We start from the raw sequence: 14,849 nt of genomic DNA on the forward strand, positions 1-14,849 counted from the left end.
CGCGGCGGCCTGCTCGTTGAGCGTGATCACCTGGTCGTCCAGGCCGCCGACGAGCATCAGCGTCGGTGCGCGTACCCCGGAGAGCGCGGGGCCGGCCAGGTCCGGCCGACCGCCGCGGGAGACCACGGCCGCCACCCGCTCGGGCCGCTGCGCCGCGGCGACCAGCGCCGCCGCCGCGCCGGTGCTCGCCCCGAACAGGCCTACCGGCAGCCGGCCCAGCTGAGGCTCGGCGCCCAGCCAGTCGACGATGCCGGCCAGCCGCCCGGCGAGCAGTCCGATGTCGAAGCGCAGCTCGGCGGTACGGGCGTCGACGGCGTCCTCCTCCGGAGTGAGCAGGTCGACCAGGACGGTGGCGAGTCCCCGATCCTGCAGCACCCCGGCGACCGCCACGTTGCGTGGGCTGTGTCGGGAGCTGCCGCTGCCGTGCGCGAAGAGCACCACACCGTTCGCCCCCTCGGGCACGGACACGTCGGCCGGGAGACCGGCGTCGGCCACCGCGATGGTCACCTCGTTGTCACCTGTCCGCATGATCACCCTCCGTACCGCCGGATCCGCACCGGCCCGCCGGTCATACCCGCGCAGTCCGGGCCCAAGCGGGAGCGGACCCCGACGGCGGCCGGGTTTGCCGCCGACGCCCCCGGGAAGCCGGAGGGTGACCGCACGACGGTGCCGGCGTGCCGGCGCCCCGACGGATCGCGAGGATCGCCATGGCTGAGCAGAAGTCCCGGCAGCAGACCCGGACCGCCGAGCAGGAAAGCCGCGAACAGGACGCCGAACGCAGTGAGGACTGGGCGGACAGGGCGGCGCGGGCGCGCACGGCCGACGACCCGGCGGCGATGGCCCCGCGGGATGCGGGAGGCCGTCCCTCCAACGGCCGCCAGTTCTGACCCTTCCGGGCCCGGGGTTCGCGGCGACGCCGCGGGCCCCGGGCCCGGTCTGCGTCAGGAGTCGTCCTCCGGCAGGTGCAGCAGCGGGGCGCGACCCGGCGGCTGCTCCGGGGCCGGGCCGGGCGGATCGGGGGTCGGCACCGGGACCGTGACCGGCAGAGAGCTGGTCACGTTGATCTTCTCACCGTGGTGGTGCAGTTCCACCACCGTGTCCGGCCTGCCGTTGCGCAGCGAGTAGGTGGTCTGGTGCGGCCGGACGTCCACCCGCAGCCGCATCCCGCGCCACTGCAACGAGAACTCCAGTCGGCTGAGCCGGCTGGACAGCCGCGGCGAGAACGACAGGTTCCCGTCGTGGTCGCGCAGCCCGCCGAAGCCCGCGACGAGGGCGATCCACGCGCCGGCCAGCGATGCCATGTGCACGCCGTCGCGGGTGTTCTCGTTGAGGTCGTGCAGGTCCATCAGCGCGGCCTCGCGCAGGTAGCGGTGGGCCAGCTCGGGGTGCCCGACCTCGGCCGCCATCACCGCCTGGGTGCAGGCCGACAGCGAGGAGTCCCGGACGGTACGCCGCTCGTAGTAGAGGAAGTTGCGCAGCTTCTCCTCGGCGGTGAAGGCGTCACCCCGCCAGTGCATGGCCAGCACCAGGTCGGCCTGCTTGACCACCTGCTTGCGGTACAGGTCGAAGTACGGGTAGTTCAGCAGCAGCGGGTACTTCTCCCCCGGGGTGTGCTCGAAGTCCCACTCCTGCGACCGGGTGAAGCCCTCCACCTGCTGGTGGACGTCGAGCCCCTCGTCGTACGGGATGTGCATGGCGTTCGCCGCGTCCCGCCACTGCGCCGCCTCCTCCTCGGTGACCCCGAGGTCGATCGCCTCGTCCCGGTAGCGCATCGCGCAGTCCGCGGCGGTGAGCAGGTTCCGCTGCGCCATCAGGTTGGTGTAGATGTTGTCGTCCTTGACCGCGGTGTACTCGTCCGGCCCGGTCACCCCGTCGATGTGGAACCGGCCCATGCGGTCGTGGTGGCCCAGCGAGCGCCAGAGCCGGGCGGTCTCCACCAGCAGCTCCAGGCCGATCTCCCGCTCCAGCGCGTCGTCGTCGGTGACCAGCAGGTAGCGGCGCAGCGCGTCGGCCACGTCGGCGGCGATGTGGAAGGCGGCGGTGCCGGCCGGCCAGTACGCCGAGGACTCCGGGCCCTCGATGGTCCGCCAGGGGAACGCGGCGCCCTGCAGGTTCAACGTCCGGGCCCGTTCCTGGGCCTGTCCCAGCGTCGCGTGCCGCCAGTACAGGGCGTCGCGGACCGCGGACGGCTGGGTGTAGGTGAGCACCGGCAGCACGAACATCTCGGTGTCCCAGAACGCGTGCCCGTCGTACCCCGGACCGGTCAGGCCCTTGGCGGCGATCGGCCGCCGCTCCGCCCGCGCGCCGGCCTGCAGGACGTGGAACAGCCCGAACCGGACCGCCTGCTGCACCTCCGGGTCGCCCTCGACCCGCACGTCGGCGGCGTCCCAGAACTCGTCGAGGTACTCCCGCTGCTCCCGGCGCAGGCCCTCCCAGCCGTCCAGCCGGGCGGCGGCCAGCGCCGCGCCGACCTGGTCGCGCATCGCCGGCAGCGACCGCCGGCTCGACCAGCCGTACGTGACGTACTTGACCACCCGCAGCGTCTCGCCGGGCTTGAGCACGCATCCGACGGTGGTCCGTACCCAGTCCTGGTAGCCCTCGGACTCGACGGTGGCCTTGCCCGGGGCGAACACGTCGTGGCCCATCTCGGCGGCGACCCGCAGGCCGCTGACCTTGGTGCGGTGGATGAGCAGCCCGCCGTCGTCGGTGGTCAGCTCCTCCTCGGCCTGCAACGGGGACTCCAGCACGGCGGCCACCCGAGGGTCGCGGCTCTGCGCCGGCAGGGTCTCGTTGGCGACCAGCTCGGACTGGAGGATGAGCCGCAGCGGCCCGTCCACCGCCTCCACCTCGTAGTGGATCGCGGCGACCGCCCGCTGGGTGAAGGAGACCAGCCGGGTGCTGCGGACCTTGACCTCCCGGCCGGCCGGGGAACGCCAGTGCAGGTCCCGGTGCAGGGTGCCGGCGCGCAGGTCGAGGATCCGCTCGTGGCTCAGCAGCTCGCCGTAGCGGACGTCGAGCGGCTCGTCGTCGACGAGCAGCCGGATCAGCTTGCCGTTGGTGACGTTGACGACGGTCTGCCCCGATTCGGGGAAACCGAAGCCGGCCTCCGCGTACGGCAGCGGGCGCAGCTCGTAGAAGGAGTTGAGGTAGGTGCCGGGCAGGCCGTGCGGCTCCCCCTCGTCGAGGTTGCCGCGCATCCCCACGTGCCCGTTCGAGAGCGCGAAGACCGACTCGGACTGGGCCAGCACGTCCATGTCCAGCCGGGTCTCCCGGACGTGCCAGGGCTCGACCGGATAGGCGCGTTCGCGGATCATGCCGCCGCCCCCTTCAGCAAATCGGAGAGGTCGGTGACCACGATGTCGGCACCGTGCGCGCGCAGCTCGTCGGCCTGGCCGACCCGGTCGACGCCGATCACGTACCCGAAGCCGCCGGCCCGCCCGGCGGCCACCCCGGCGAGGGCGTCCTCGAAGACGGCGGCGTTGGCCGGGTCGACCCCGAGCAGCTTCGCGCCGGCCAGGAAGGTGTCCGGAAAAGGCTTGCCGCGCAGCCCCTCGGCCCGCGCGACCAGGCCGTCGACCCGCGCCTCCAGCAGCGGCTCCAGGCCGGCCGAGGCGACCACGTCGCGGCAGTTCGCGCTGGCCGAGACCACCGCGCGGCGCAACCCGGCCGCGACGGCCGCCCGCAGGTACGCCACCGAGCCCGGGTACACCTCGACACCGTCGTGGTGGATCCGCTCCAGCAGCACGACGTTCTTGCGGTTGCCGACGCCGTTGACGGTGTCCGCGTCGGGTGGGTCGTCGGGGCTGCCCTCGGGCAGCACCACGCCCCGGGACGCGAGGAAGGTGCGGACCCCGTCGGCCCGGGGCCGGCCGTCCACGTACCGGTTGTAGTCCGGCCCGGGGTCGAACGGCCGGAACGGCTCACCGGTGGCCGCCGCCCGGCGCGCCAGGAACGCGTCGAAGGTCTGCTTCCAGGCGGCGTTGTGCACCTTGGCGGTCTGCGTCAGCACACCGTCCAGATCGAAGAGACAGGCGGACACGTGAGCAGGTAGGCCCAGCACGGTACGAATCTATCCAGCGCATCGCCCGGACAAACCCGTTTCGCCAGGTGCCGCTGCCCTCAGCGGTTGGGGCGCAGCGTCCAGACCACGGTCATGGTGCCGGTGACGGTGCCGTCCTCGGTGCCGATCTCGACCTCGACGCCGAACTCGGGGCGCTGCCCGGCGTCGAGCTCGGCGATCACCTCGGCCGGGGCACGGCCCAGCCGGGCGGTGGCCAGCACCGGCCCCATCGCCAGCTTCCGGTACGCGATGTCGGCCCGCACGGCGAGCGGCACGGCCCGGTCGAGCAGGTGACCGAAGGCGGCCATCACCACCGCCCCGGAGGCGGTCTCGCCGAGGGTGAACATGGCTCCGGCGTGCGGGCCGCCGACGTGGTTGTGGGTGGCCGGCGTGTCGGGCAGCCGGACCACGGCCCGGACCCCGCCGTGGGCCTCCGGGGCGACCTCGACGAACTCGAAGCCGAGGGTACGGGCGAACGGCACGGCCTGGAGCATCCCGGCCGCCACCTGGCGCGAGTCGATGGACATGCCCCGACGTTACTAGCCGGTAACTTCTCCGGCAAGCCGCCGGCGACCAGCAATTTCACGGCGGCTGCGGCGCCCCACCCGACCGATCCGCTCGCGGCCGGGTTCGGGGTTCCGGGACAGCGCGACCTGCCCCTGCTTGGGGGCATGTCGGGGCATCCGGGCCGGCCGTCAGCCCGACACGCCGCAAACCGTGCCGCCAACACCTGCGGCGTCGCGTGGCGGAGGACAGCCCTGGAAAGCGTCATGCCTGACAGGCATGTTCATGGCTGTCAGGCATGACGATCGTGCGGAACTTCATCCGGTCGCGTCGAGGGCGCCGCTCTCGACGGCGGCGGTCAGAACAGGTTGCCGATGGTGCGCAGGATCTCCGCGTAGAAGTTGCCCTCGATGCTGCGGAACAGCGCGAAGTCCTGGCCCGGGCTGCCGACGAACGGCCGCAGGGTCCAGGCGAGCTGGGTGCCGACGAAACCGAAGAGCAGGATCCAGACGTACAGCAGGGTCATGCTCGCCGGGCGCTGCTCCGGCTCGCCGCGCCGCACCGGCGGGGTGGCCCACGGCCGGGCTGCTCCGGGGTAACCCTGCGGGACCGCCCCCGGCGGGAACGCCGGCACGGGGTGACCGGCCGGGACGACCGGCTGCGCCGGTGCGACGGCCACCGGCTGGGCCGGCACGGGGCTGACCGGCTGCGCGGCAGCGGCGGGCTGCGCCTCGGCGGCCGGCGGCGTGGCGGCACCCGCCGCGCCCGCGACCGCGCCGTTCGCGCTCGCCCCCACGGCCACCGGCTCCGCAACCACCTCGGCGGGCACCGCCTGAGCGGGCACCGCCGGTGCCGCGGCCGCCGGGGCCGCCTGCACGGCCGGGGCGGCCTGTGCGGCCGGCGCGGCGGTGGCCGGCGTCGCGGCGGCGGACGGGGCGAGCAGGCCGTGCGCGTTGAGCACCTGCATCCCGCCGGTGAGGAAGCGCAGCCCGACCACCGCCGACAACGTCAGGATCGCCACGTTGAGCAGCTTGAAGAAGCCGTAGTCCGGTGCCGTGATCAGGAAGAAGAGGCTGATCGGGGCGAACGCCACCGCCAGCATCGAGGTGACCGTGATCGCCACCATCACCAGCGCCAGCGACTGGCGCACCGACAGGCGGGCCCCGAAGACCAGGTTGAACAGGTAGAGCGTGGGCAGGCAGATGGCCAGCGTGACGAGGAAGAGCAACGGCAGCTTCACCGCCGAGGTCATCGCCATCAGCACGCCGTGGAACGCGCCCAGCACCGCCCCGTAGCAGGCCAGCGCGACGGCGGAGCTGGCCAGCATCCGCCCGGTCAGCGCGTTCAGGTCGTCGTCGGCGACGATCTGCTGCCAGATGCCCTGCCGATCACGCAGGATCCGCTCGATCACGAGCGGGCTCGGACGGTCACCCGACACGGCGGGCCCCTCTCTGGAAACGGTGCTCAGTGGAATCAGGTCCGCTGACCGTAGGGCATCGATGCGGTGGCGCGCAGCCCCGCCCGCTCCGACCGGCTCAGCGCCACCCGACGTCGATCCGGTCGCCGCGCTCGTCGAAGAAGTGCAGGGCGTCCATCCGTACGGCGACCGACATCGGGTGGCCCGCCGAGATCGCCGGGTACGGGGCGAGGCGTACCGCCAGCTCGGCTGGACGGCGGTGGTGGCGCCCCGGGTCGGGCAGCACGCTGGTCCGGTTGCCGCCGCCGACCGGAGCGGCGGCGATCGGCTCCGGCTCGGTCGCGCGACCGGTGAGCCGCTGCATGACCTGCCCGAAGCGGCGCCGCCCGCGCTGACCGGCCGAGGCGTCCTCGGCCGCGGCGCCCATCTCGTCCACCACGATCGCGGTGGCGCCGATGTCGAGGAAGGCCAGCGACTCGTGCCCGTGGTGCTCCAGGTAGCGGACCTGGCCCTGGAGCACGTCGCCCGGGGTGTTCGGGGCGACCGGGGTCAGCGCCTCGGCGCGCATCCCGACCACGATACGTTCGCCGTGGTAGTGCGCCACCGCTCGGCTGCGGATGTCGTCCCAGGGCAGATAGAGCGCCTGTTCGCCGAGGGTGAGGGTGACGTACCGGTCGAGGTGGACGTAGACCGACGCCTCCAGCAGGTTCATCCGGGGACTGCCCAGGAACGCCGCGACGTAGAGGGTGGCCGGGCGGCCGTACACCTGGGTCGGCGTGCCCACGTCCTGGAGCACGCCCTTGCGCATGATCGCGACCCGGTCGGCCATGGTCAGCGCCTCGGCCTGGTCGTGCGTGACGTAGATGGTGGTGACCCCCAGCTCGCGGGTCAGCCCGGAGATCTCCGCGCGCAACTCGGCGCGCAGCCCGCTGTCGAGGTTGGAGAGCGGCTCGTCCATCAGGAAGAGCCCCGGCCGGCGCACTATCGCCCGCCCCATCGCCACCCGTTGGCGCTGCCCGCCGGAGAGCTGGCTCGGCTTGCGGCCGAGGACGTCGCCGATGCCGAGTGCGCCCGCCACGTCCTGCACCCGCTCGCCGCGCGGGGCCGGCTCCACACCGGCCAGTCGCAGCGGGAAGGCGATGTTGTCGCCGACGGTCATGTGCGGATAGAGCGCGAAGTCCTGGAAGACCATGGCGATCTTCCGGTCGCGTGGCGGCAGGTCGTTGGCGACCTCGCCGTCGAGCATCACGGCGCCGGAGGTCGGGTCCTCCAGACCCGCGACCATTCGCAGCACGGTGGACTTTCCGCAGCCTGACGGTCCGAGCAGCACCATGAACTCGCCGTCGTTGACGTCCAGATTGACGTTGTCGACCGCGAGTGTTCCGTCCTGGAACACCTTGGTGACATCCTTGAGCGCGACGGTGGTCACCGTCTCCTCCCCCAGCTCGGCCTGATCCCGCTTGACTGTGACCAGGATCATCCGATCAGCACATCGGGTAAACGTGCCATGTTGAGGTCGTGACAGTCCTATTACCGGCGACGGCCCGGGACGCCGGAACACCACGTCACGCGGGCTCACCGAGGAAGACCCGGCGCACCACCCGGTCCGCGGCGTGCCCGTCGTCCAAGGCGCAGAACCGGGCCCGGAACCGCTGCCGCGCCTGCTGCGCGTCCGCCCCGGTCACCGCGCCGGAGCGGAACACCTCCAGCAGCTCGGGGAAGGTGAGGGCGACGGCTCCCGGCGGCTCGGCGGTCACGTCGAAGTAGACACCCCGGGCCAGCAGGTACGCGTCCCGGTCCGGCGCGTACACGACGATCGGGCGGTCCAGGACGGCGTAGTCGAACATCGCCGACGAGTAGTCGGTGACGAGTACGTCCGCCGCGAGGTAGAGGTCCTCCACGCTGCCGTGGTCGCTGACGTCGACCGCCCGGCCCCGGGTCCGCCGCCGGGCCCGCCCGTCGCGGTCGTGGAAGTAGTGGCTGCGGATCAGCAGCCGTCCGGACGGCCCGAGCACGTCCAGCAGCTGCTCCGGGTGGAACGGCGGCCGGTACCGGGGCAGGTGCTCGCGGTGCGTCGGCGCGTAGAGCACCACCCGCTCGTCCGGGCCGAGGCCGAGCCGGTCGCGGACCGCCAGCACCTCCTCGGCGGTGGCGGTGACCAGCCGGTCGTTGCGCGGGTAGCCGACCTCCAGGGTGGTGTACGACGCCGGGTAGGCCCGGTCCCACATCTGTGTGGAGAAGCTGTTCGACGTGACGCTGTAGTCCCAGCGGTCCACCCGGCGCAGCAGCCCGGCGAAGTCCATCCCCACCGCCCCGAGCGGGAAGCGCTGCTGGTCCAGCCCCATCACCTTGACCGGCGTGCCGTGGTGGGTCTGCAGGTGCACCGATCCGGGCCGCTTGCGGACGAAGTCCGGGAAGTTGACGTTGTTGACCAGCCAGCGCGCCCGGGCCAGCGCCCGGTAGTAGGCCCGGGTGCCGGCGACGACGTACTCGGTGCCGGGCGGGAGGGTCTCCACCCGGTCCCGCCGGACGATCCACACGCCCCGCACCTGCGGAGCCAGCCGGCGGGCGGCGGCGTGCACCGCCGCCGGATTGCAGGCGTACCCGCGGTACCAGTAGGCGGCGTAGACGGCCAGGGTCTCATCGATCGGCCGGCGCAGCTCGGCCCGGTAGTACTCGCGCAACACCGCGTCCCGGGTCAGCCGCGCGGTACGCCGGGCCACCGGCAGCGCCCGGCGGGTGGTGCTGCGGGCCGTCGCCCGAGCCAGGTTCGCGGCTCGCAACGCGCTGAAGGTCCGCCACCGTCCCGCCGCGACCAGCCGGTGCTTGAGCCCCTCCAGCCCGCCGGGGGCGGGGTAGCCCTCGGGCGGCCGGAAGCGCCGGTAATCGGCGGTCATCTGGGCGAAGAACGCCGGACGCAACGCGGGGGCGATTCGTTCGCCGTTGCCGAGCACGGTGAGCTGGTGCCAGACCATCCGCTCGAAGACCGCCGGTCGCAGCTCGGCCACCGCCGGGCCCCAGCGGTCCAGCAACTGGAACACCCGGTGCCACTGCGCGAAGACCTCGAAGTGCCGGTCCCCCCGGGTACGGGTGATCGCGCCGGCCCGCCGCTGCCGGTAGTTGACGCAGACCCGGTCGAGCACGCCGATCCGCTCGGCGGCCAGCAGCACCGGATAGGTGAAGGAGACGTCCTCGTACCAGCCGGGGGCGAAGCGGAGCCCCAGCTCGACCAGGAACTCCCGGCGGACCAGCCGGTTCCAGGCGGTGTGCAGCAGGTGCAGGGTCTCCGGCCGCTCGCGCAGCCGGAAGGTGGCCTCGCCGGGCGGCTCGGGGAACACCTCGGTCATGGCGCTGCGGGTGGCGGTGTCGTTCCAGTGCGTCCGGACGTGGTCCACCACGAGCACGTCCGGCCGGGTGGTCCGCAGCCGGTCGGCGACCTCGGGCAGGCAGTCCGGGGCGAGCCAGTCGTCGCCGTCGACGAACCAGACGTACTCGCCGGTGGCCCGGTCCAGCCCGGCGTTGCGGGCCGGACCGAGCCCGACGTTGCGGGACAGCCGGAGTGCGGTGACCCGGGGGTCGCGGGCGGCGTACTCGTCGAGGATGTCGCCGCCGGCGTCCGGCGAGGCGTCGTCGACGCCGATCACCTCGAGGTCGCCGAAGGGCTGGCCGAGGATCGAGTCCAGGCACTCGCGCAGGTAGCCCTGCACCCGGAAGGCCGGTACGACGAAGCTGATCAACGTCATCCCGGCCGCCCCTCCAGTCAGCCCGGCGAACCACCTCCGACCGGGACCGCCGTGAGCCGCGCGGCGCGGGCCGGCAGGACGACCCAGGCCAGGACGACGCTCGCCACGAATCCCACGAGAAGGTACGTACCGAGTGTAACCAGACCGATACTCGCAATATCGGCGATCGTCGCCAGCGCCAGCAGCACCGACCGGCCCTCCCAGCCCAGCGTCCAGCGGTGCAGCGGCGGGGCCGCCTGCCGCTTCTCCAGCCGGGCCGTCAGGTCGTAGTGGTGCAGGGTGAGCACGAGGACGTACCCGAAGATCAGCCAGGCGGGAGCCCCGCCGACCACCCCGACCGCGATGGCGAAGAGGTACTCCCCGGCCCGCAGCGCGGCCGGCACCAGCCAGTCCAGCGGCCCGTTGTGCGCCGCCCCGGCACCCAGCCCGGCGACCAGCAGCACCAGCAGCGCCACCGGCACCCACCAGCGCAGCCCGTCGTCGTCGCCGATCAGCAGCGCCGCGACCAGCAGCGCCGCCGGGCCCAGCGCGGCCAGCACCGCCAGCGTCAGCGGACCCATCGGGCGCACCACCGGCAGCCGCGCGGCCAGCGGGCCGTCGTCACGGTGCAGGGTCGCGTCGACCGTGTCCAGCACCGGCACCCACATCCAGCGCGCCCGCAGCGTGCGCAGCGCCCCGGTGTACGCGAACGCCAGGGTCCCCCAGACCAGCACCGCGACCAGGCTGACCAGCGGGCTGAACAGCGCCACGGTCAGCGCGATCAGCGCCCACCGCTCGCCGATCGGGAAGACCACCGTCCGCTTCAGCCAGTACGACACCGAGCCGGTGTCGGCCTGCACCCGGGTCGACGCGGCGTTGAGCCGGTCCCCGATGCCACCGCCGCCCCCGCCGACCGACGTCTTCGGCCGGCGGGCCGCCTCGTCGTGCAGCACCCCGTACCAGGTGTCGGTCATGTGCCGGACGGTCTGCAGCGTCATCGCGGCGATCGCCAGCGCCCAGCCGTACCGGAAGCCGGCCTGGGTCGCCCCGTAGCCGAGGCCGGCGTAGACCACGTACTCCTTCGCGCGGTCGGCCATCGTGTCCAGCCAGCCGCCCCAGGCGCTGAAGTGCCGGGTGTAGCGGGCCAACTGGCCGTCCACGCAGTCGAGCACGAAGCCGAGGTAGAGCAGCACCGCCCCGGCGACCAGCGCGGGCCGGCCGCCGGCGCCGAAGAGCACCGCCGCGGCGACCGCGAAGAGCACCGACAGCATGGTCACGGCGGTCGGGCCGAGCCCGATCCGGGCGGCCGCCTTGGTCACGTACGGCGACCAGGTGCTGACGAAGTAGGTGGTGAAGAAGTCGTCCCGCTCCTTGACCGAGAGCCGCAGCTCGGCCTTGTCCTCGTCCACCCCCGCCAGCGCTGCCTCGGCGGCGTGCAGCCCGGCGGCGTCGCCGACCCGGTGCGCCACGAGCAGGCGTACCCGGTGGGCGAAGGTCAGCGTGCCGAGCGCGGTGAGCGCGGCGAAGAGCCCGTCCACGGCGGGCCCGGCCGCAGCCCGACCGGCGGCGGCCCGGGCGGCGGCCGCCAGGGCCGGCAGGTCCTCCGCGCCGACCCGCAGCGCGCCGCCGAAGACGCCGGTGGCGTCGGCCGGCTCGGGCCCGGCCTCGACCACCTGCCCGCGCTCCTCGCGCACGGCGGTCCGGCCCGGCACCGGCGGGTCGGTCAGCACCAGGGCCACCGTCGGGCCGACCGGGCTGGTCGCCAGATGCCTGAGTACGGCGGTGTGCGCGACCAGGTCGGCCCCGCTGACGATCACCGGGCCGGTGGCGACGTCCACCAGGGCGGCCAGCTCGTCCAGGTCGGCGGCGGCGCGCACCTCGTCCGCCCCGGCCCGGCGCCACTGGGCGGCCAGCCGGTCGGCGAGGGTCTCCCCGGTGCCGGTGGGCAGGCCCGCGGCCGGTGCACCGGCGGCGAGCACGATCGCGAGCGTCACCGCGGGACCGCGGCGTGGTACGCGTCGAGCGCCTCGGCGACCGTGCCGTCCACGGTCAGCCGCCCGCCGTCGAGGTAGAGCCCCCGACGGCAGAACCGGGTCAGGTCCTTCTCGTTGTGTGACACCAGCACCAAGGTGCGCCCCTCCGCGAGCAGTCGGTCGATCGTCGAATAGCACTTCTTGCGGAACTCCGCGTCACCCACCGCGGTCACCTCGTCCATCAGCAGGATCGGATGAGGCAGGTGGGAGATGATGGCGAACCCGAGCCGCACCTTCATCCCGGACGAGTAGTGCCGGACCGAGGTGTCGATGGCCCGCTGCACCTGCTCCCCCGCGAACTCGACGATGTCGTCGAAGTGCCGCTTCAGGTACGCCGACGACAGCCCGTGCAGGCCGCCGACGAGGTAGAGGTTCTCCCGCCCGGTGAGGTCGTTGGAGAAGCCGGCGGAGAGTTCGAGCAGCGGCGCGACGTCGCCGCGCACCCGGATCCGCCCCTCGTCGGGGATGAGCACCCCGGCGATCAGCCGCAGCAGGGTGCTCTTGCCGGTGCCGTTGCGCCCGATCACCCCGACCGTCTCGCCGGGCTCCACCGTGAAGGAGACGTCCCGCAGCGGCCAGAACTGCCCGGACGCGGCGCGGCGCCCGCCCCGGTGGATGAACAGCTCGCGCAGCCGTAGCTGCCGTCGGCGGTTACGGACGAACCGGATGCCGAGGCCCTCGGCCTCGATGATCGGCGCCACCTCAGAGCTCCTTGAGCACGGCGGGTTCGAGGCGGCGGAACGCCCACCAGCCGGCCACCAGTGCCAGCAGGCTGCCGGCGACCGTGGTGGCGAGCAGCCGGGCGTCGGGGAACTCGTCCGGGTACCAGATCGCGTGCTGGAGCTGGAAGATGCCGACCAGCGGGTTGAGCTCGTAGGCGACCTTCACCCAGCCCGGCAGGGCGGACTCCCGGACCAGGCTCAGCGGGTAGATGATCGGCGTCGCGTAGAAGAGCACCCGGATGATCAGCCGCATGAAGCGCTCGACGTCGCGCATCAGCACGTTGACCGCCGAGAGCAGCAGCGAGAGCCCGACCAGCAGGGTCGCCTGGACCAGCACGGCCAGCGGCAGCGCGAGCAGCGACCAGCCGGGGTGGATCTTCCCGTGCGCGGCGTACACCGCGGCGACGGCGAAGAGGATGGGCAGGCCGGCGGCGTACTCGGCGAACCGGCCGGTGACCCGGCCGATCGGGAAGACCTGCCGGGGCACGTTCATGGTGGTGATCAGGCGGGACTGCCCGGTGAGCGCGTTGGTCGCCTCGCTCAGCGCGGAGCTGGTCCACATCCAGGCGAAGATCCCGGTGACCAGGAAGAGCGGGTACGACTCGGCGGCCTGCCCGAGGTGCCGCTCGGTGTCGCCGGAATAGAGCACCCCGAAGACGAAGAAGTAGATCGCCCCCATGCCCAGCGGCTCGATCAGCGACCAGAAGTAGCCGAGCACCGACTGCTGGTACTTCACCGCGAGGTCCCGCTTGACCAGGATCCGCAGCGAGTTGCGGTGCGACCACAACGCCGCGACGCCAGCGGTCACCGTCGCCTCCCGCCTCCCAGGACGGACGACAGGTTAGCAGTCGGTGAACGAACGCCCCTCAGCACTCGATCACGTTGACGGCCAGGCCGCCGCGCGCCGTCTCCTTGTACTTGACCTTCATGTCGGCGCCCGTCTCCCGCATGGTCTTGATGACCTTGTCCAGCGACACGGCGTGCACCCCGTCCCCTCGCAGCGCCAACCGGGCGGCGGTGATCGCCTTGATGCTAGCCACCGCGTTCCGCTCGATGCAGGGGATCTGCACCAGCCCCCCGACCGGGTCGCAGGTCAGCCCGAGGTTGTGCTCCATGCCGATCTCGGCGGCGTTCTCCACCTGCGCCGGTGTGCCGCCGAGGGCCTCGGCGAGCCCGGCGGCGGCCATCGAGCAGGCCGAGCCGACCTCGCCCTGACAGCCGACCTCCGCGCCGGAGATCGAGGCGTTCTCCTTGAACAGCACGCCGATCGCGCCGGCGGCCAGCAGGAAGCGGACCACGCCGTCCTCGTCGGCGCCGGGGACGAACCGGGTGTAGTAGTGCAGCACCGCCGGGATGATGCCGGCCGCGCCGTTGGTGGGGGCGGTCACCACCCGGCCGCCGGCCGCGTTCTCCTCGTTCACCGCGAGGGCGAAGAGCGTCACCCAGTCCATCGCGCGCAGCGGGTCGGTGGAGTCGGTCTCCGCCTCCAGGCTCCGGCGCAGTTCGGCCGCCCGGCGGCGGACCTTCAGCCCGCCGGGCAGGACACCGTCGCGCTCGCAGCCGGCCGCCACGCACTCCTGCATCACCCGCCAGATCTCCAGCAGGCCGGCCCGCACGTCGGCCTCGCTGCGCCAGGAGCGCTCGTTGGCCAGCATCACCTCGCTGATCGACAGCCCGGTCGCGGCGGTCACGTCGAGCAGCTCGGCACCGGTGTAGAAGGGGTGCCGTACCCGGGTCGTGTCCGGTTTGATGCGGTCCGCGCCGGCGGCGGCCTCGTCCACCACGAACCCGCCGCCCACCGAGTAGTAGGTGCGGGACCGGACCTGGACCCCGTCCGCGTCGTACGCCGCGAAGGTCATCCCGTTCGGGTGGTACGGCAGCGACCGGCGGCGGTGCAGCACCAGGTCGCGGTCCGGGTCGAAGCCGACCTCCTGCACGCCGAGCAGGCGCAGCCGGCGATCGGCGCGGATCGCGGCGACCCGGGGGCCGACGATGTCGGTGTCGACCGTCTCCGGCGCCTCGCCCTCCAGCCCGAGCAGGACGGCCCGGTCGCTGCCGTGGCCGTGCCCGGTGGCGCCGAGCGAGCCGAACAGCTCCGCCTGGACCCGGGCGACGTCGGCGAGCAGCCCGTCGCCCTTCAGCCCGGCGACGAACGTCCGGGCGGCCCGCATGGGGCCGACGGTGTGCGAGCTGGACGGCCCGATGCCGACGCTGAAGAGGTCGAAAACACTGATCATGGCTGCACTTCCTCGCCGTCGTCCCCGGTGGTGCGGGTCCGACCCGGGTCACGGCCGCCCGGGTCTCCGGCGGTCGTCGTCCACCGCCCGGGTGTGGGCGGCTCAACCGGCGAGCCTACCCGCCCCGCCCCTTCCACCGCTGGTGACGGCCCAC

At 73.2% G+C, this 14,849-nt stretch carries 12 protein-coding genes; 1 reads left to right on the forward strand and 11 read right to left on the reverse strand.

Annotation, left to right across the window (positions count from 1 at the left end):
• The coding region (locus ACSNN7_RS26100) for a dienelactone hydrolase family protein (protein ID WP_436683596.1) at positions 1 to 528 on the reverse strand (528 nt) is incomplete at its 3' end.
• 179 nt (positions 529 to 707) lie between these two features.
• Here ACSNN7_RS26100 and ACSNN7_RS26105 point away from each other — a divergent pair.
• Positions 708 to 887 carry a hypothetical protein gene (locus tag ACSNN7_RS26105; protein ID WP_436683597.1) on the forward strand — a complete coding sequence of 60 codons (180 nt, stop codon included), beginning with the start codon at positions 708 to 710 and terminating at the stop codon, positions 885 to 887.
• Between the two features lie 54 nt (positions 888 to 941).
• Here ACSNN7_RS26105 and ACSNN7_RS26110 read toward each other — a convergent pair whose 3' ends face one another.
• The 10 genes from ACSNN7_RS26110 to ACSNN7_RS26155 all read right to left on the reverse strand — a co-directional run bounded on the left by ACSNN7_RS26110 (position 942) and on the right by ACSNN7_RS26155 (position 14,695).
• A complete protein-coding gene (locus ACSNN7_RS26110) occupies positions 942 to 3,314 on the reverse strand; it encodes a glycoside hydrolase family 65 protein (RefSeq protein WP_436683598.1) in 2,373 nt (790 codons plus the stop codon).
• Positions 3,311 to 4,060 carry a beta-phosphoglucomutase family hydrolase gene (locus tag ACSNN7_RS26115; protein WP_436683599.1) on the reverse strand — a complete coding sequence of 250 codons (750 nt, stop codon included), beginning with the start codon at positions 4,058 to 4,060 and terminating at the stop codon, positions 3,311 to 3,313. Before ACSNN7_RS26115 ends, ACSNN7_RS26110 begins: the two co-directional genes overlap by 4 nt.
• 59 nt (positions 4,061 to 4,119) lie before the next feature.
• Positions 4,120 to 4,587: a DUF4442 domain-containing protein gene (locus ACSNN7_RS26120; RefSeq protein ID WP_436683600.1), complete on the reverse strand. Its 468-nt coding sequence runs from the start codon at positions 4,585 to 4,587 to the stop codon at positions 4,120 to 4,122.
• Between the two features lie 335 nt (positions 4,588 to 4,922).
• Positions 4,923 to 6,002 (reverse strand): hypothetical protein, encoded by a 1,080-nt coding sequence (locus ACSNN7_RS26125; protein WP_436683601.1) that lies wholly within the window; start codon positions 6,000 to 6,002, stop codon positions 4,923 to 4,925.
• A gap of 97 nt (positions 6,003 to 6,099) precedes the next feature.
• Positions 6,100 to 7,410 carry an ABC transporter ATP-binding protein gene (locus tag ACSNN7_RS26130; protein ID WP_436683606.1) on the reverse strand — a complete coding sequence of 437 codons (1,311 nt, stop codon included), beginning with the start codon at positions 7,408 to 7,410 and terminating at the stop codon, positions 6,100 to 6,102.
• 136 nt (positions 7,411 to 7,546) lie between these two features.
• Positions 7,547 to 9,724, reverse strand: coding sequence for a bifunctional glycosyltransferase/CDP-glycerol:glycerophosphate glycerophosphotransferase (locus ACSNN7_RS26135; protein ID WP_436683602.1), 2,178 nt, complete (start codon positions 9,722 to 9,724; stop codon positions 7,547 to 7,549).
• Positions 9,725 to 9,741: 17 nt separating this feature from the next.
• Complete coding sequence (locus ACSNN7_RS26140; RefSeq protein WP_436683604.1) at positions 9,742 to 11,697, reverse strand: DUF5941 domain-containing protein; 1,956 nt, start codon at positions 11,695 to 11,697, stop codon at positions 9,742 to 9,744.
• On the reverse strand, positions 11,694 to 12,437 hold the full coding sequence (locus ACSNN7_RS26145) for an ABC transporter ATP-binding protein (RefSeq protein WP_334452443.1): 744 nt from the start codon (positions 12,435 to 12,437) through the stop codon (positions 11,694 to 11,696). Before ACSNN7_RS26145 ends, ACSNN7_RS26140 begins: the two co-directional genes overlap by 4 nt.
• Before the next feature lies 1 nt (position 12,438).
• Complete coding sequence (locus ACSNN7_RS26150; protein WP_334452442.1) at positions 12,439 to 13,266, reverse strand: ABC transporter permease; 828 nt, start codon at positions 13,264 to 13,266, stop codon at positions 12,439 to 12,441.
• A 58-nt stretch (positions 13,267 to 13,324) separates the two neighbouring features.
• On the reverse strand, positions 13,325 to 14,695 hold the full coding sequence (locus ACSNN7_RS26155) for an L-serine ammonia-lyase (protein WP_436683605.1): 1,371 nt from the start codon (positions 14,693 to 14,695) through the stop codon (positions 13,325 to 13,327).
• Positions 14,696 to 14,849: the final 154 nt, after the last annotated feature.

This window comes from Micromonospora sp. URMC 105, from assembly GCF_051386295.1.
Lineage (GTDB): Bacteria > Actinomycetota > Actinomycetes > Mycobacteriales > Micromonosporaceae > Micromonospora.